Source organism: Paenibacillus sophorae (assembly GCF_018966525.1).
In the GTDB taxonomy this organism is placed as follows: domain Bacteria; phylum Bacillota; class Bacilli; order Paenibacillales; family Paenibacillaceae; genus Paenibacillus_AQ; species Paenibacillus_AQ sophorae.
This window is the reverse complement of the sequence record NZ_CP076607.1, coordinates 247,160-264,323: the sequence shown is the minus strand read 5'-3', so window position 1 is coordinate 264,323 and position 17,164 is coordinate 247,160. Positions and strand designations below refer to the sequence as shown.

The 17,164-nt window shown below is 55.6% G+C and carries 14 protein-coding genes; 12 read left to right on the top strand and 2 right to left on the bottom strand.

All coding sequences use genetic code 11. The annotated features are described in order from the left end of the window. Positions 1 to 34: 34 nt before the first annotated feature. Positions 35 to 652: a LysE/ArgO family amino acid transporter gene (locus KP014_RS01185; RefSeq protein WP_090833817.1), complete on the top strand. Its 618-nt coding sequence runs from the start codon at positions 35 to 37 to the stop codon at positions 650 to 652. Here KP014_RS01185 and moaA read toward each other — a convergent pair. Continuing rightward, on the bottom strand, positions 649 to 1,650 hold the full coding sequence (gene moaA, locus KP014_RS01180) for a GTP 3',8-cyclase MoaA (protein ID WP_090833816.1): 1,002 nt from the start codon (positions 1,648 to 1,650) through the stop codon (positions 649 to 651). The two genes, KP014_RS01185 and moaA, sit on opposite strands and share 4 nt — an antisense overlap. Positions 1,651 to 1,944: 294 nt before the next feature. On the opposite strand from moaA, the gene KP014_RS01175 reads away from it, so the two are divergent. From KP014_RS01175 to KP014_RS01130, 10 genes are all read left to right on the top strand, one after another. Next, a complete protein-coding gene (locus KP014_RS01175; RefSeq protein ID WP_036592448.1) occupies positions 1,945 to 2,637 on the top strand; it encodes a TorD/DmsD family molecular chaperone in 693 nt (230 codons plus the stop codon). Positions 2,638 to 2,792: 155 nt separating this feature from the next. After that, a complete protein-coding gene (locus KP014_RS01170; protein ID WP_090833815.1) occupies positions 2,793 to 4,415 on the top strand; it encodes a gluconokinase in 1,623 nt (540 codons plus the stop codon). 283 nt (positions 4,416 to 4,698) lie between these two features. After that, on the top strand, positions 4,699 to 6,207 hold the full coding sequence (gene cls / locus KP014_RS01165; RefSeq protein ID WP_036598518.1) for a cardiolipin synthase: 1,509 nt from the start codon (positions 4,699 to 4,701) through the stop codon (positions 6,205 to 6,207). 98 nt (positions 6,208 to 6,305) lie between these two features. Further along, positions 6,306 to 7,376: a type 2 isopentenyl-diphosphate Delta-isomerase gene (fni, locus tag KP014_RS01160; protein ID WP_051500330.1), complete on the top strand. Its 1,071-nt coding sequence runs from the start codon at positions 6,306 to 6,308 to the stop codon at positions 7,374 to 7,376. A 129-nt stretch (positions 7,377 to 7,505) separates the two neighbouring features. Further along, entirely contained in the window at positions 7,506 to 7,976 is a 471-nt protein-coding gene (locus KP014_RS01155; RefSeq protein WP_036598516.1) for a GNAT family N-acetyltransferase, read from the top strand. Positions 7,977 to 8,192: 216 nt separating this feature from the next. Further along, positions 8,193 to 9,614, top strand: coding sequence for a S41 family peptidase (locus tag KP014_RS01150; protein ID WP_216700442.1), 1,422 nt, complete (start codon positions 8,193 to 8,195; stop codon positions 9,612 to 9,614). A gap of 724 nt (positions 9,615 to 10,338) precedes the next feature. Continuing rightward, positions 10,339 to 11,439 (top strand): redox-regulated ATPase YchF, encoded by a 1,101-nt coding sequence (gene ychF / locus KP014_RS01145; protein WP_090833813.1) that lies wholly within the window; start codon positions 10,339 to 10,341, stop codon positions 11,437 to 11,439. 223 nt (positions 11,440 to 11,662) lie between these two features. Further along, positions 11,663 to 12,730, top strand: a complete 1,068-nt coding sequence (gene prfA / locus KP014_RS01140; protein ID WP_036604195.1) for a peptide chain release factor 1 — start codon at positions 11,663 to 11,665, stop codon at positions 12,728 to 12,730. 4 nt (positions 12,731 to 12,734) lie between these two features. After that, a complete protein-coding gene (locus tag KP014_RS01135) occupies positions 12,735 to 13,727 on the top strand; it encodes a N5-glutamine methyltransferase family protein (protein ID WP_246590614.1) in 993 nt (330 codons plus the stop codon). Between the two features lie 117 nt (positions 13,728 to 13,844). Continuing rightward, complete coding sequence (locus tag KP014_RS01130; RefSeq protein WP_036603920.1) at positions 13,845 to 15,020, top strand: FtsW/RodA/SpoVE family cell cycle protein; 1,176 nt, start codon at positions 13,845 to 13,847, stop codon at positions 15,018 to 15,020. Between the two features lie 106 nt (positions 15,021 to 15,126). Here KP014_RS01130 and KP014_RS01125 read toward each other — a convergent pair whose 3' ends face one another. Next, entirely contained in the window at positions 15,127 to 16,173 is a 1,047-nt protein-coding gene (locus KP014_RS01125) for a S66 family peptidase (RefSeq protein WP_036603918.1), read from the bottom strand. 137 nt (positions 16,174 to 16,310) lie between these two features. Between KP014_RS01125 and spoIIR the strand changes: the two genes are divergently transcribed. Next, positions 16,311 to 17,078 (top strand): stage II sporulation protein R, encoded by a 768-nt coding sequence (spoIIR, locus tag KP014_RS01120; RefSeq protein WP_051500625.1) that lies wholly within the window; start codon positions 16,311 to 16,313, stop codon positions 17,076 to 17,078. The last annotated feature ends 86 nt before the right edge of the window (positions 17,079 to 17,164 follow it).

The following is a 17,164-nucleotide window of genomic DNA, read 5'->3' as shown; positions in this document are numbered from 1 at the left end:
GCCGCGAATCGCCTTGCATAAAGGGAGGAAAATGTTGATGGAAGCCGTTATTCATGGAATGGTGTTGGCCATAGGCCTTATTCTGCCGCTTGGAGCGCAGAATATCTTTGTGTTTAACCAAGGGGCGCTGCAGCCGCGATACAAGGGGGCGCTTCCCGCTATAATAACGGCGGCGCTGTGCGATACGCTGCTGATCTTTGCAGCCGTAGGGGGAGTGTCCCTGGCTGTACTGTCGCTGAATTGGCTGACGCCCTTCATTTACGGGGCGGGGATCGTCTTTTTGGCTGTAATGGGCTGGAAAATCCTGCAGGGGGGCCAGGCGGGTAAACGCGACGTTATTCTTCCTTCAAAAGAGCAGATCGCCTTTGCGTTGTCGGTGTCGCTGCTGAATCCGCATGCTTTGATGGATACGGTGGGCGTGATCGGTACAAGCTCCCTGCAGTATGGCGGCACGGAGCGCTGGGCGTTCGCCGCAGCCGCCGCCGGGGTATCATGGCTGTGGTTCATCGCCTTGGCCGCCGCCGGAAGTGCGCTCGGCAAGGCCGATCCCTCCGGCAGGCTGGTTCGGGCGCTGAACATTGTCTCTTCGCTGCTGCTGTGGGCGATGGCCGGATATATGGCCCGGCAGCTGTGGAGCTTGCTTGAGGCTTAACCGCCGATTTGCGACATGCGGCGGCTCGTAGGCGTATGGCTCTGGGCTTTCTTCTCCAGCGCCAGCGCCATTTCGTGATTATGGGGCTTGCCTCCAAGCGCCTTGCGGAATAAACCGCGCACGGCCTCCGGATCACCGGTCAGCGGCCGCACGTTGAATTCGTCGGACCAGTACAGGCAAGCTTTGATATGACCGTCGGCTGTAAGCCGCAGCCGGTTGCAGTTGTCGCAAAAATGCTCGCTTACCGGATGAATCAGACCGAATGTGCCTTTGGCGCCGACGACACGGCTGTCCTGGGACGGGCCGTTTCCGGCTGGCGGATGCGCTTCCTCGGTCTCCCACCCGGCTTCGCGGCAGGCTTCGAGCACTCTTTCGAGCGGCAGGTACGACTGCCGCCAGGCGTCGCTCGCGCTGCCGATCGGCATATATTCGATAAACCGCACATTCAGCGGACTATTGATAGTAAGGGCGATAAAATCCTTGATCTCGTCGTCGTTGATGCCTTTCATGAGCACCACATTAAGCTTGATGGGCGACAGCCCTGCGGCGTGCGCCGCCTCGATCCCTTTCAGCACTTTGGCTACATTGCCGCCGCGCGTAATCATCGAGTAACGCTCCTGCCGCAGGGAGTCGAGACTGATATTTACCCTCGAAAGACCGGCTGCCTTGAGCGCCGCCGCTTTGGCGGGCAGCAGCAGGCCGTTGGTGGTAAGTGAAATATCCTCAATGCCCGGAATGGAGGACAGCATGGCGACCAGCCGCTCTAATTCTTTGCGTACCAGCGGCTCGCCGCCGGTAAGGCGCACTTTGCGCAGGCCGGCTGGAGCGAGCGCCTTCACGACAGCGGCGATTTCTTCATAGCTCATGATCTCGTCATGCGGCTGGAAATGCATTCCTTCCGCAGGCATACAATATATACAGCGCAGATTGCAGCGGTCAGTAACCGAAATGCGCATATAATCGTGTACGCGTCCAAAAGGGTCTGTCAGCAGTTCCATGGCGGGAGATTCCCCTTTCGTCGTTCGGTATAATATTTAAAATTTTAAAGATTATCGAGACTGGCGTCAATGAGGACTCTTTGGCAATTCTTTTCATATTATCATAAGGAATTGCGGGAAGAGGAGTAAATTTGACAGTAATGCGACAATTCAACCCAATGGACATAAAATGCTCACGAAAAGCGTTTTCAATCTGGGCTATAATAAAAACAAAAAGCCGTGATAACTTTTCATTATCAGAGCCGCAGAATGTGCGGCGACGGAGTACATAAGTTTAGAAGGAGGATTTTGTAAATGACCACTATGACCGTTCCTACCCTTGACGTTTCGGAGGCCTTCAACCGTTGGCTGGAAAGCAGGGGATTTATATACCAGCTGTTTTCGGATTTTTTCGGAAGAAGACCGACCCTGTCGCTAATCGCGCAGTGGAGCCGCAACCGGCAAATCGGCGCTGCCGCGGAGATGTCGGAGGGAGGGCGTGAGCTGAAGCGCTACTTGCACAGCCAGAACCCGCATGATCTTCTTAAGGTCTGCGAGAAAGAAGCTGCGGAATACGACCGGTTGATGCGTGACGAAACCGTGATCGGCCTTAAGCCGAGAGAAGCGGCCCTGCTGGGAGAAGCGGAGGAATTCTGCAATGTAATTTCCGATGTGTATGCGTCCGCAGGCATCGTATTCAAAAAATGCGGCGACGAAGCCGACGATCATATTGCCATCGAGATGGAGTTTATGGCCGTGCTTCATGATCGTATGCTGTATAACAGCTTTTCGGCCCGAAGCGCGCTGGAACAACTGAGCACCCAGGAGAACTTCCTCAAGGAGCATTTGCTGCTCTGGGCGCCTGAATTCTGCGAAAGATTGAATTCGGCGACCGACAGCCCGCTGTACCGGGGATTATCCCGTATGCTGGAGGAGTTCCTTCCTTATGATCTGCAGATGCTGCAATCCTGGAAAGCTTCTCTGGAGAGCACTGCGGCGGCGATGTAACGCTGCCCTCTGGCAGCGATGATTTATGAGATGAATGCCCGGAATTTCCGGGCATTTTTTATTATCCGCCGAGTTGCTGCAGAAGCCCCTGCAGATTTGTGGGGGACCGCTTCTTGCAAGTGTATAATAGATTCATACGGGAGAGGTGGAGTGACATGGGGCTGTTCATCGGACTGGATATCGGAACTACAAGTACGGAGGTATTTCTGTACGAAAGGCAAGGTAAAATCCGTGGACGCGGCAAGGCGGCCTGCCCCCTGCTTGTTCCGGAGCCGGGAAGGGCGGAGCAGCGGCCGGATGAAATGATAGCGGCCGTCCTGCAGGCGTTACGCCTCGCGATGATAAGCGGCGGAGCGAAGCCGGATGATATCGAGGCGGTAGGTGTCAGCGCATCGATGCACAATGTCATGGCGGTGGATAAGGATGGAAAGCCGATGACTCCCCTGCTCACCTGGGCGGATAACCGCAGCGCTCCGCAGATCGAGGAATTGAGGCGCAGTGGCGCGGCGAAAGAGCTATACGAACTGACCGGTACGCCCGTCCATCCCATGTCACCGCTGGGCAAGCTGCTGTGGTGGAAGGAGAACAAGCCCGGGCTGTTCGAACAAGCATACAAGTTCATTTCTATCAAGGAATACCTGCTGCATCAACTTTTCGGTATATACGCGCTTGATGTGTCATCGGCAGCGGCTACAGGCATGCTGGACGTCTCCGGACGGGGCTGGTGCGGCAAGGCGCTGGAACTGATCGGGATAGGGAAGGAGCGGCTCGGCGAAATCGTGCCGGTGGCTGAGGTGCTCCGGGGCATGAAGCCGGAGATAGCGGAAGCCTGCGGACTGCTGCCTCATACGCCATGGGTAGTCGGAGCTAGCGACGGCGCACTCGCCAATATCGGCTCCGGCGCGGCTGCTCTTGGAAGCACTGCCGTTACAATTGGCGCAACCGGCGCGGTCCGGCAGTTTGCGGACAAACCGCTGATCGACCCGGAGGGGCGCACCTTCTGTTATGCTTTCAGCGCAGACCGCTGGCTCATCGGAAGCTCGACCAGCAGCGGCGGCATCGCCCTGAACTGGTTCAAGGAGCAGTTCATGGGCGGCTCCCTGCCCGGTGCGGAGAGAAGAGATGCTATTCGGGCGCACCCGGAGAGAAGGCAGCGCCGGGGGCGGCAGCACGCCGTCATTGATTCCGCCAGGCCCGGGGGCCATATCGGGAGCGGACAAGGCTCGTTCGACGACATAATCGCCGCCGCCATGTCGGTTCCGGCAGGTGCGGACGGGCTGCTGTTCCTCCCTTATCTGAGCGGAGAGCGCGCTCCATGCTGGAACCCGGATGCCCGCGGCGTATTTGCGGGCGCGGGACTGCACCATGGACGACAGCATTTCGCGCGGGCTGTACTGGAAGGGGGGCTGTTCGCGGTGAAGAGCGTGACGGAAACGCTCGGCGAGCTGGCCGGACGGCCGGATCGGCTGCTCGCTTCTGGCGATTTCGCCTCTTCGGCGATCTGGACCGGTCTCTTGGCCGACATGACGGGTCTGCGGATTGATGTGCCGGACCGCTGCGAAGCCTCCGCTTACGGAGCCGCGATGCTGGCGATGCTCGCGACGGGCGAGCTGGGCTCGCTGGATCAGGCCGACGAGCGAATCAAGATCGTAAGAAGCCATGCCCCAAACGAGGGTAACCGCGCCGTGTACGAGAAGCTGTATCCGCTGTTCAAAGATATTTACCGGCGGCTGGAGCCCGTGTTTCCGGTGCTATCCTCAATGCAAGGCCGTGTGTAGATCAAATACAAGAAGCCATCCCTCAGCACGATCGGGGGGATGGCTTTTTTTGCCGTTTATGCGGCGGCTGCAGACCGGTCGGAAATACCTGAAGCGTAACTGCGTTAGGTACGGCAGTGTGTTCGCCCGCTCTTGATTTTCCTGATGAGACCGCGCATCAGGTTACAGTTTTGTCGTATTTACGGTTTTTAGGTCGATGATGATAGGAAGAAAGTCGTCTATCATGTAAAATGTATGATGGTATTCCATAGCTGTTGTGATTAATTGAAGAGGTAGGGTGCCAATGAGAAGAGGAATACAGTCAACGATCATCATAGGAGCTTTGCTTGCTTTTTATTATTTTGGCTTTGGCATTTTCGGCAGCACCGGCGGTACGATCATCAGTATTTTTTCCACGCTGACAGTCGTTTCGATCGGACTCGCCATTTTTATGGAGAACCGCAACCCGTCGGCGACGATGGCCTGGATTCTGCTGCTTGCGCTGATTCCGGTAGTGGGACTCGTGTTCTATTTCCTATTCGGGCAAAATGTGTTCAAGCGCCGTAAATACGACAAAAAGGCCCAACGCGACCTGATGGCCTATGAGCAGATTGAGAACGATGCCCTGCGCCTGCATCAGGATTGGTCGATGTTTAATTCCACGCAGCGCAAGCTGCTTGGCCTGTCGCAGCGTCTGGCGCGTTCGCCGATCTCCTTCTCTTCGGAGACGCGGGTGCTTACCAATGGCGAGGAGACGTTCGGAACGCTCCTGCTGGAGCTGCGCCAGGCGAAGCACCATATCCACATGGAGTATTATATTTTCCGCGCTGACGAGATCGGGACCAGAATTCAGCAGATTCTCATTGAAAAAGCCCGTTCCGGCGTCAAGGTCCGCTTCATGTATGATGCCGTTGGCAGCATACAGTTGTCCCAAAGCTTTCTGAAGGCTTTGAGCGATGCGGGGGTGAAAGTGGCGGCGTACGGCAGATCCAAGAGCTTTTTCTCCAGCAGGGTCAACTACCGGAATCACCGCAAAATAGTGGTTATCGACGGCGATGTCGGCTTTATGGGCGGGCTCAATGTGGGGGATGAGTATTTGAGCCGCAGCAAAACATACGGCTTCTGGCGTGACACGCATATGCTTGTTCGGGGCGAGGCGGTGCGGACGATGCAGATTATTTTTCTGCTGGACTGGATGCACACGACCGGCGAGCGGATTTTGGAGCAGGATTATTTATCGCCGCAGCTTCGGTATACCGGGGACGGCGGGGCGGTGCAGATTATCGCGAGCGGCCCGGACAATGAGAGGCAGACACTCAAAAATATCTTCTTCTCCATGATCACCTCGGCCAAGAAGTCGGTGTGGATTGCCACGCCGTATTTTATCCCTGACGAGGACATCTACACGGCGCTGCAAGTGGCCGCTCTTTCGGGGCTGGATGTGCGCCTGCTGTTCCCGGCCAAGCCGGACAAGTGGCTGCCGTTTCTTGCGTCCCATTCCTATTTCCCGGCCTTGCTGGAAGCGGGCGTCAAAATTTTCGAGTATGAAAAAGGGTTTATTCATTCCAAGCTGCTTATCATCGACGGCGAAATCGCCACCATCGGCACGGCCAACATGGATATGCGCAGCTTCCATTTGAACTTCGAAGTGAACGCGCTGCTGCTGCAGACGGACAGCGTCAAGCGCATCGTCTCCGATTTTGAGCGTGATCTGCTGTCCACATCGCAGATTGTCCACGAGAAGTTTATGGATAAGCGGCTGCCGGAGCGGCTGCTGGAATCGGCCGCAAGGCTGATGTCGCCGCTGCTGTAAGGGGCGTAAAGTTGGCCGATCCGTCGGTTGTGTTATAATATGACGGCGGCAACAAAAAATCGAGGAAAGGCCATGTGCCGATTAATATGAATGATGAAATGAAGACCACAGCCAAGGCCTCGGACTCCCGTCCGCATCTCCTAGAAGGAAAGACAGGGGAGCGGAAGATCGAGCATGTACGCCTGTGCTTGAATGAAGACGTAGGCGGCAGAGGAGTTGCTACAGGCTTTGAACGTTACCGGTTCCGGCACAATGCGCTGCCGGAACTGAACTTTGACGATATAACGCTGAACACAGTCTTTCTCGGCCGGAGTTTGCGCACCCCGCTGCTGATCAGCTCGATGACCGGCGGCAGCGCCGCCACCGGAGAGATTAACGCGCGGCTCGCCGAGGCGGCCCAGCGGCGGGGCTGGGCGCTGGGCGTAGGTTCGATCCGGGCCGCATTGGAGCGCCCGGAGCTTGAGTCTACGTTCCGGGTGCGGGAACGGGCCCCGGATATTCCTGTCATCGCGAACCTTGGTGCGGTTCAGCTGTCTTACGGTTTTGATGCAGGCGACTGCCGCCGGGCGGTGGAAATCGCCGAGGCCGACTGGCTGGTGCTTCATCTGAACGGCCTTCAGGAGGTGTTCCAGCCGGAAGGGAACACGGGCTTCGGCTCGCTGCTGCCGAAGATCGAGCAGGTGTGCCGCACTCTGGAGGTTCCGGTCGGCGTCAAGGAAGTCGGCTGGGGCATCGACGGCGAGACGGCGCTCAAGCTGTACGGCGCCGGAGTGTCATTCATTGACGTGAGCGGAGCGGGCGGAACGTCATGGAGCCAGGTTGAGAAGTTCCGCAGCGCCGATCCGGTAAGGCGCGCCGCCGCCGAGGCGTTCGCGGATTGGGGCATCCCGACCGCCGATTGCATTGCGGACGTGCGCGCCGCTGCTCCTGAAGGCGCATTGATCGGCAGCGGGGGCTTACAAAGCGGCGTTGACGCCGCCAAGGCGCTGGCGCTCGGCGCCGATCTTGCCGGCTTCGGCCGGAGCCTACTCGGCCCGGCGGTGGAATCGGAGGAGGCGCTGGAAGCGGCGCTTGAGCAGGCCGAACTGGAGCTGAGGACAGCGATGTTCGGCATCGGCGTCTCCTCCGTGGGTGCCCTTCGCGGCACGCCGAGGCTTATGCGCATTTAACGCGAAGCGGGAACGAGGTCGGCCCCTGCGAGCGAAAGTGCTGTTAATTCTGCCTCCCGAGCGGAGGGAATGTTATATTTCAGATGCCCGTAACCTGGGCATGAATACCGAAATAAGGAAGGTTAAATCATGATAAAACTGGTTCAAATGGACGAAGCGACGTTTCAATTCTTCCTCAGTCAATCAACCAGCGACTTTGCCGAGGAGAAGGTAAAATCGGGAGCGTGGGAACCGGATAACGCGCTGAAGCAGTCTAAAGAGGCGATGACGCGCTTTTTGCCCGCCGGGCTGAATACCGAAGGCGCTTATCTGTACTCGGTGGTTGAGGAAGAGAGTGATACCCATGTCGGTTACATCTGGTTCAACGTTACTGAAGGACGCCGCGGCCGCGAAGCATTTATTTACGACATTTATATTTTTGAACCGTTTCAGGGCAAGGGGTACGGCAAGCTGGCCATGCAGGCGCTCGACGAAGAGGCCCGCAGCATGAATGTCCGCAAAATCGGTCTGCATGTGTTCGGCCAGAACCAACGCGCATTCGAACTGTACAAAAAAATGGGCTACGGCGTGACCGACATTACGATGTCGAAAGAGCTTTAAATGTATGATTGCCGTGATCGGCACCTCCTATTAATCGGGGAGTCAGCCGAGGTGGCTGCCGCCAATATCGTAGGATGTATGCGAGGGATCTCCAAGAGGAGGTCCCTTTTTATTATGCCATTATGCAGTTTCCACCCAGTGAGGGCTTATCCCGATGAGACTGACGCGGGTTCAGGATATGATTTAGAGCGAAGGGATGACCTGATAATGAATAGGATGTATCGAAAAAAATCAATCCTCGCAGCGGCCCTGGCGTTTCTTTTGTCGGCCGGACTGTTAGCGGGCTGCAGCGGAGAAAGTTCTTCACCGGCGAATGCGAATGTCGCATCCGCTTCTCCCTCTCAGGTTCCGTTGGATGAGAAAGCGGTAACTGCAGCAGCGAATCCGGAGCCACCGGCAGGTAACGAGAAGTCCGCACCATTAACTGAGAAGCAGAAGCTGCAGGATTTCGATTATATGTATGACGTCCTTAAGGACAATTATCCTTTTTTCGGCGTAAACAAGCGGCTCCATGGGGTGGATTGGCTGGCGAACAGGGAGGAGTACCGCCACTGGATCAAGGACACGGCGACCGACGAGGAGTTCGCCGAAGAGTTGGAGTATATTCTGCTTAAGCTAAACAATGGACATACACAAATGGTGGGGCTGCAGGATTATTCCTATATGAAGGGCATTTATGAAACGGCTTCATACTTTCGTCCTTGGCTGGAACAGATGCAGAAGCCGGCTGTTCTTCAACGCTACGGGCAGGAGAATCCTAGGCAGCAGACCCATGAGGGGGGCACGGCTTCGGAAGCGGACAGCACAAATGTGCTCGGTAAGATCTCGCGAGTTAATATTCGGACACAAATTCTTGAAGAAGGCCGAACGGCCTACCTTGGGCTGCCCAGCTTTGGCATGGAATACCATGATGAACCCGCCATCGGCGAATTTTTACAGAAAGTAAAGGATTATAAAACGCTGATCATCGATATCAGAGGCAACGGGGGAGGCTCGGACGCTTATTGGATGGACTTTGTCCCGATGCTGATTTCCAAGCCTATTTCCAGTAATAACTATCTCCTGTATAGGGGAGGCGATTATGCCGAGCCATTCTTGAAGTCAAGAGGCATGACAGATTTTAACCCAATCTCCTTACTGAAGAGGCAGCATTTGCCTAATCTGCCCGCCGAAGCTTTGACCGATTTTAAAAATTATCAAGTAGAGACTCTTAAGCTATCTCCAACTAATTCTGGGGGATTCACAGGGAAGATCTATCTGCTGGTGGATCACGTCGTCTATTCATCTGCGGAAAAGTTTGCCGCGTTTGCAAAAAGCACAGGCTTTGCCACCTTGGTAGGGGAACGCACCGGCGGCGACGGACTGGGGATGGACCCTCTTGTCGTCGCGCTGCCCAATAGCGGCTATGTGTTCCGGTTCTCCCTTCAGATGGGCTTGAATGCGGATGGCTCCTGTAATGATGAGGTGAAGACCGTGCCGGATTACGCTGCCGATCCCGTGAAAACGAAATATTTAATGGACGATCCTACCGTAAAAAAAGTGCTGGAACTTGCCGGCTCATATTTGTTGAAGGCTGACCGCTGTATTGTCCGAGGTAAGCCGTCCAAATTTCATGTGCAGCATTTTTACCGCTCCTAACCCGCTTTCATAGCTCGGTGTGGTGCTTGCCCGTGGTAGCATCGGAAGCTTTTTTAGGAATGCTTAAACGCGGGTCCTCTCTGCGAGGACGTTTTTAGGGCAGTGTCTTTTAAAAGGTGGACATGGGCAATAGGGTGACACTTCTGCAGCGAGATTCAATATATTGATGATTAGAAGCTGACCCACTCAATATATAGGCAAAATTCTGAATCAAGGCCACTGCGCCGCGTATATGCCAATTTTGTGGGAGTGTCCACGCTTTGAAAGACATTTTACTGATAAGTCTGCGTGGTAAGGACATAAGCTGTGATGAATAAGAAACGTTCGGCGCTGCCAGAAGAAAAACATGCTTCAGTGTGAAGGATCTTCGGCGATTGGATGCGGCTAGTCCGTTATTTTGATGCCAGGGTTCGTTGCACCGGGTTTAAGGTTCGTGATCTCAGTGTGAAGGCTGTAGATAAGATATCGGCGGAGTATAGCGCATTCAGACAAAAGAGTTCGTTATCGCAGCATGAAGGCCTGTTGTGGGAGGTCTGTTGCTTTATTATGTGCTTACGAATAGTTCGTGGTTCGGGTGGAACGGCTCCTTGTACCGGGCGGCTGCTCCTTTTCCCGCCTCCCTCTCAAGTCTCTCCGGTATTGCTGGGGCGTTTGTTCTAATATATAATAGTTTAGATCACTGGGTTTATTGGTCAATTAACGAAAAATAGGAGTTGTCATATAAATGGCTTTGAAAGCGGGTATTGTTGGTCTTCCAAATGTCGGAAAATCGACGTTGTTTAACGCAATTACGCAGGCGGGCGCGGAGTCGGCAAACTATCCTTTTTGCACCATCGATCCGAATGTCGGGGTAGTGGAAGTGCCGGACGAGCGTCTGGATAAACTGACCGAGCTGGTTGTGCCGAACAAAACGGTGCCGACCGCATTTGAATTCGTTGATATTGCCGGACTGGTGCGCGGGGCGAGCAAAGGCGAGGGGCTGGGCAATAAGTTCCTGGCGCATATCCGCGAGGTGGACGCCATTGTCCATGTCGTGCGCTGCTTCGAGGACGAGAACGTGACTCATGTCGACGGAAAAGTAAATCCGATCAGCGACATCCAGACGATTAATCTGGAGCTGATTCTGGCCGACGTGGAGAGCGTTGAGAAGCGGATCGACCGCTCCCGCAAAAACATGAAGGGCGGCAACAAACAGTACGCCCAGGAAGTGGAAGTGCTCGAGCGCGTCAAAGAAGCACTGTATAACGATATGCCCGCCCGCAGCGTCGAGTTGTCGGACGAAGAGCTATTGATCGTGCGTGATCTTCATCTGCTGACGCTGAAGCCCGTGCTGTATGCGGCCAATGTGGGCGAGGACGAGGTTGCCACAGCGGAAGAGAATCCATACGTTAAGCAGGTGCGCGAGTTCGCCGCCGCCGAGAACGCGGAGGTCGTGCCGATCAGCGCGAAGGTAGAGGCGGAAATCGCCGAGCTGGAAGGCGAAGACAAGGCGATGTTCCTGGAAGAGCTCGGCCTCGAAGAGTCGGGCCTTAACCGTCTGATCAAAGCGGCTTACAAGCTGCTTGGGCTGTACACGTACTTTACGGCGGGAGTGCAGGAGGTTCGCGCCTGGACAATTCGCAAAGGGACCAAAGCGCCCGGCGCGGCCGGCGTGATTCACTCTGACTTCGAGCGGGGCTTTATCCGCGCGGAAGTAGTGGCATATGACGATCTGGTCGCAGCAGGATCCATGAATGGAGCCAAAGAACGCGGTCAGCTTCGCCTGGAAGGCAAGGAGTATGTCGTGCAGGACGGGGACGTCATGCATTTCCGGTTTAACGTGTAAGAGCTGCTGCAAAAGATTAAGGCGTGTTCCGGCGGAAAAATAGCTGCCATCCGGAGCACGCTTTTTTGATAGATTAGAAAGAAATTCAAACCAATAAGTAGCCAATTCGGTGAAAAGATGATATAATGTAAAGTCGTGTATACCTGTTATGATCGACAGGGGATAGACGGTTTTTTTATACGATTGGAATATTTAGACTTTAAATCAGGAGAGGTGAATTCCCTTGTTGGACCGATTGCAATCTCTGGCGGACCGCTATGAGAAACTCAGTGAACTGCTTTGCGATCCGGATGTTGCAAGCGATAGTAAGAAATTGAGGGACTATTCCAAAGAACAATCCGATTTGCAACCCGCCTATGAGGCTTATAGCGAATATAGAACTGTAATGGAAGAGCTCGACGCCGCCAAAGCGATGCTTGGCGAGAAGCTCGACGACGAAATGCGCGACATGGTGAAGATGGAAATCGAGGAATTGTCGCAGCGCCAGACCGAGCTGGAAGAGAAAACCCGTATCTTGCTGCTGCCGAAGGACCCGAACGACGACAAGAACGTGATTGTGGAAATTCGGGGAGCGGCCGGCGGTGACGAAGCGGCTCTGTTCGCATCCGACCTGTACCGTATGTACACCCGCTTTGCAGATACCCAAGGCTGGCGCGTGGAACTGATGGACGCCAATACGAACGACCTGGGCGGCTTTAAAGAGGTCATCTTTATGATCAACGGCCGGGGCGCTTACAGCAAAATGAAGTACGAGAGCGGCGCGCACCGCGTGCAGCGCATCCCGACAACCGAATCCGGCGGACGGATTCATACTTCCACATCCACTGTGGCGGTTATGCCTGAAGCTGAAGAACTCGATATCGAAATCCTCGACAAGGATATCCGCGTGGATACCTTCTGTTCCAGCGGTGCGGGCGGCCAGTCGGTCAATACGACCAAGTCCGCTGTACGCGTAACGCATATTCCTACGGGAATCGTGGCGACCTGTCAGGACGGCAAGTCGCAGAACTCCAACAAGGAGAAGGCTCTTCAAGTGCTGCGCGCCCGGATATCCGATATGATGCGCCAGGAAGAAGAGGCCAAGTATGCCGGCGAACGCAAGAGCAAGGTCGGCACCGGCGACCGCAGTGAACGCATCCGGACCTACAACTTCCCGCAGAGCCGGGTGACGGATCACCGGATCGGCCTGACACTGCATCGCCTGGATTCGGTCATGAACGGTGAAATCGAAGATATTATTTCGGCACTCTCCATTGCGGAACAGGCAGAGCTGCTGGAAAAAGGAGAATAATGCTTTGAAACAGAGCGCATATATCATGCCGCAGGTGCAAAGCATCCGGGAAGCCTTTGCGGAGGCTTCTTCTTTTTTAAGGGGTCTTGGCGTCAGCGAACCGCAGCGCAGCGCCCAGCTTCTGCTGGAGCATGTGCTGGAACTGTCCGGCGCGGCATACTATATGGCTATGGCCGACCCCTTTCCACCGGATAAGCGGGGGACGTGGGAGACCGCCGTAACCCGCAGGGGAAGCGGCGAGCCGGTGCAGTACATCACGGGAGAGCAGGAGTTCTACGGCCGTCCCTTTGAGGTGACGCCTGATGTGCTGATCCCCCGGCCGGAGACGGAGCTGCTCGTGGAAGCCGTGCTGCGGTATGCGGCTGAGCTGTGGCCGCAGGGAGCGGGCAATGCGGGTGAACCGATCGCAGGCGTGAATGGCGAGGGTGGATCGGGCGATACGGGCAAACCGGCTGTAGGCGGCGGATACACTGCCGAGGGCGGAGGACTCCGCCTGACCGCGATCGACATCGGCGCGGGCAGCGGCGCGATCTCCGTCACGCTGGCGGCCGAAGCGCCGGCGTGGCGGGTGCTCGCCGGCGACATCTCGCCGGCGGCCTTGGCCGTGGCCGGCCGCAACGCGGAGCGTCTCGGCGCGGCGGTGGAGCTGCGGCTCGGCGACCTGCTCGAGCCGTTCAAGGGCCTGGAGACGGACATCCTCGTCTCCAACCCGCCCTACATTCCCGGCGGAGACATCGCCGGGCTGCAGCGCGAAGTGCGCGACCATGAGCCGCGCACCGCGCTGGACGGCGGCGAGGACGGGCTTGACCCGTATCGCCGCATGATGGAGCAGCTGCCGCTGCTCCCGGCTCCGCCGCGCCTCGTCGGCTTCGAGCTCGGGCTCGGGCAGGCGGAGCAGGTGGCCGCCCTGCTGAAGGCGGCCGGGCATTGGAACGAGATCGTGACCGTCCCCGATCTCGCGGGTATTCCGCGCCATGTGATCGGCATTGTGCGGTAGCCGTAAGCTGGGGCGGCGAAAGTGGTATTTTTTACCCTGTTCCCTTACAATAAAGTAAGCGGCACGTTAGATGCACTATTGCAGACAAAGCCAGTAAAACCACGGGGAGGCAGAGCATTGCTTCAGAAGTTTAAAAAAATCGACGGCGTTATCGTCGTTGTTCTTGTGCTGTTGATGGTGATCAGTCTTCTGGCGATATACAGTGTGACTCATGGGAGGGACACTAACGGTTTTCATATTCAAATGCTGAAATACTATGTCCTTGGGTTTATCGCTTTCTTCGGCCTAACGATGTTGGATTATCGTTTGCTTATCAAATATGCGCTTTATATATACCTTTTCGGAGTTGGGGTGCTGATTCTAGTCAGCTTTATCGGTACGGTCCAAAACGGCGCACAAGGGTGGCTTGAAATAGGCAAGTTAAGCATTCAGCCTGCTGAATTGTTTAAGCTGATCCTCATTTTGTTTCTGGCTGCTTTTCTGTTTCGGAAGAACAAGAATCGGCTCCATTTTTGGAAGGATGTCGTACCGCTCGGTTTGCTGACGCTGCTTCCTTTCGGTATCGTTATTATGCAAAATGACCTGGGAAACGCGCTTTCCTATATTGTCATTCTTGGCGGACTGCTCTGGATCGGGAACATCAAATTCTCCCATGCGCTGATCGGACTGGTAATTGTAGGCGGGATGGTGGGAGGCGGCATTTTCTCATATATTCATTATCATGAACCCATTTCCAAATTTTTGGATGAATGGCGCCCCCATTTGGTGGAACGCTTTGATCCTTGGCTTGTGCCGGACGAGGCGTCCGCGAAGGCCAGTTATCATACGAAGAACGCCAAGCTTGCGATTGCTTCCGGAGGAATGAGCGGCGAAGGCTATATGAAAGGAAGTTCAGTACAGTCGGAACGGGTTCCTTACACCTATTCGGATTCGATTTTTGTGGAGATTGCGGAAGAGTTCGGCTTCGTCGGCTCCGCCGTCTTGCTGCTTCTGTACTTTATACTGATCCATCGGATGATTCTGATCGCGCTTGAATGCAAGGACAGAGGCGGACCGTTCCTCATCGTCGGCGTCGTGGCAATGATGCTATACCAGATTTTTGAGAATATCGGAGCTTTTACCGGACTTATGCCGCTGACCGGAATTACGCTGCCCTTTATCAGCTACGGCGGCACCTCACTGTTGATCAATATGGCGAGCATCGGGCTTGTGATGAGCGTGAAGCTGCATGGGCAAGAGGAAGAAGAAGATTTGCCGAAGGCTTCTTATACGGCTCCGGCCAGACAGGGGTGAGGCGTGACGAGCCAAACCTTCTAATATGACAAAAACAAACAACCGTCAGGATTCCCTTACAAGGGGCCTGGCGGTTGTTTTGCTGACGGCGGGTCGCAAGCGTTTGTTATCTAAAGCTCATGCTAACCGTACCGCTTCCGCCCCCGGCGGTTATTGCCACCAAGGCTCCGTTAACGAGCGTGAGCTGGGGCGGCACATGTCCAATGTCGGTGTTGTATACGACCGGGATGCCGAGTTCCACTGCGAACTGGGCCAGGGAATCGGCAAGCTCGAAATCCTGCGCCGGCGCGTATCCCGCCGGTCTGCCGTACAGCAGCCCCCGGCAGTTCTGAAACCAGCCGCACTCTCGCATCTGCCACAGCTGCCTATGAATGTCGCCCGCGTTCCGCTGCGAGCTTTCCAGGAACCAGACCGTGCCTTCCTCGCCGCAGTAATCGCGGATGAAGGGGGAGACCGGAGCGTAAGGCGTACCGATCAAAGTGGTCAGCGTCTCCAGGCAGCCTCCGATGAGCCTGCCGCCAAAAGAGATGGCGGGGTCATCACCACTGTCGCCGCTTGGGGCAATGGTTCGCCATCTTGTTGGCGTATCCAGGATGAAGCCAGGCTTGCTTAGATCCCAAGCTGACTGATGCATCGCCGACGAGGTCTGGGTAACCGTTCCCCCGGCTGCGGTTCCGACCACGTCCATCCAGCGTGCGGTAACATCATCCAGCGGGCGGGTCCGCAGATCGACGAAATTGGTGCCATGCGCTGTGGCGCAACCGGTAATCAGAGTGTAAGCGAACAGGAAGGTGCTTGTATCCGAATAGCCGATCATCCATTTAGGCGGCGCCTTACGAAGTCTTTCCCAATCCATAAGCGGCAGGATCTCCATGAGAAATTCGCCTCCCCACGGAGGCATTACGGCATCAACCGCATCGTCCAGCAAAAAAGCCTGAAGCTCAGCCGCCCGCTCGGCGGCTGGCGCGAGGGCCAATTTGACCTGAGAACGGAGAACGGCGCCTTCCTGGACGATAAATCCGAGCTCCTGCGCGTGTTCGGCGGCCTGCTCGAACAGGCAGATGTGTTCTGGACGGATTCCACTGGAAGGGGCGGTGACGGCAATAACGCCTCCGGGGAGCAGGGGCGCGGGGTAGCGGATGGTTGGGTTCAAAGCTTCTCCTCCTTTTAAGGTGCACTCTATGAACAGAGTACATGCACGCTGCAAAATAAATAGATTCATAGGTTTGCGGACTCCGCTTTCCGGGGATACTGACTGACATGAAGCCGAGTGGAGAGGGGTATCCCAAAATGAGCGCCAAACGAGGAATCGCTGGAGATTCGCTACGCAAGACCTTTACGTATACTGCCATTTTAATTTGTATCCTAATGTTTGTCATGATGGCCTGGGAAGGGCAAAAAACCGATGCCGCGGTTAGCGGCGGCCCCATTCCGAAGGAGTCGATCCGTTTGCGGATTCTCGCGAATTCGGACGGGGCGCAGGATCAACTGGTGAAGCGGCAGCTCCGCGATAAAATTGTGGAGCAGATGAACGGATGGGTCGCTGAACTTGAGGACCCGCAGAGTCTGGATCAGGCGCGTGCTGTTATACGCGAACATTTGCCGGAACTGAACAAACTGGTGGGCAATGAACTGGGCAAGCGAGGCATCGACTACGGCTATAAGGTGGAGCTGGGAGTTGTTCCGTTCCCGACCAAGCTATACGGAGGGACGGTATATCCCGCTGGAGAATACGAAGCGCTTCGCGTAACACTTGGAAAAGGAGAAGGGCAGAACTGGTGGTGCGTGCTGTTCCCGCCGCTTTGCTTCATCGATGCAGGATCGGGCGATGCGGCAGCCAAGCCTGCCGGTGAGGCCAAGGCCAAGGCCGTGAAGACATCCGCGGATGGAAAAGGTGCTGCGGCAAAAGTGAAAGCGGCACAGGAGGAGCTGTCGTCTGATCGGCAGGCGGATAGCGCGGCCCAAGCGGAAACTCCCGCAGAGCAGCCGAAAATACGGTTCTTTGTCTGGGATTTGCTGCTCAAAATCGGAAGTTGGATCAAAGGCTTGTGGGCATAGGTTCTATTGTTTTGCTGTCGGATATGTTACTATTTTCATATAGGATAAGCGGCCCCACGTGGTGGGGCCGTTATTTTTGGAGTATG

Excerpts from the sequence above, each read along its gene's own strand:
- moaA (WP_090833816.1), bottom strand. The coding sequence starts at position 1,650 with ATGGAACTGCTGACAGACCCTTTTGGACGCGTACACGATTATATGCGC.
- KP014_RS01175 (WP_036592448.1), top strand. The coding sequence starts at position 1,945 with ATGACCACTATGACCGTTCCTACCCTTGACGTTTCGGAGGCCTTCAAC.
- KP014_RS01170 (WP_090833815.1), top strand. The coding sequence starts at position 2,793 with ATGGGGCTGTTCATCGGACTGGATATCGGAACTACAAGTACGGAGGTA.
- cls (WP_036598518.1), top strand. The coding sequence starts at position 4,699 with ATGAGAAGAGGAATACAGTCAACGATCATCATAGGAGCTTTGCTTGCT.
- fni (WP_051500330.1), top strand. The coding sequence starts at position 6,306 with ATGAAGACCACAGCCAAGGCCTCGGACTCCCGTCCGCATCTCCTAGAA.
- KP014_RS01155 (WP_036598516.1), top strand. The coding sequence starts at position 7,506 with ATGATAAAACTGGTTCAAATGGACGAAGCGACGTTTCAATTCTTCCTC.
- KP014_RS01150 (WP_216700442.1), top strand. The coding sequence starts at position 8,193 with ATGTATCGAAAAAAATCAATCCTCGCAGCGGCCCTGGCGTTTCTTTTG.
- ychF (WP_090833813.1), top strand. The coding sequence starts at position 10,339 with ATGGCTTTGAAAGCGGGTATTGTTGGTCTTCCAAATGTCGGAAAATCG.
- spoIIR (WP_051500625.1), top strand. The coding sequence starts at position 16,311 with ATGAGCGCCAAACGAGGAATCGCTGGAGATTCGCTACGCAAGACCTTT.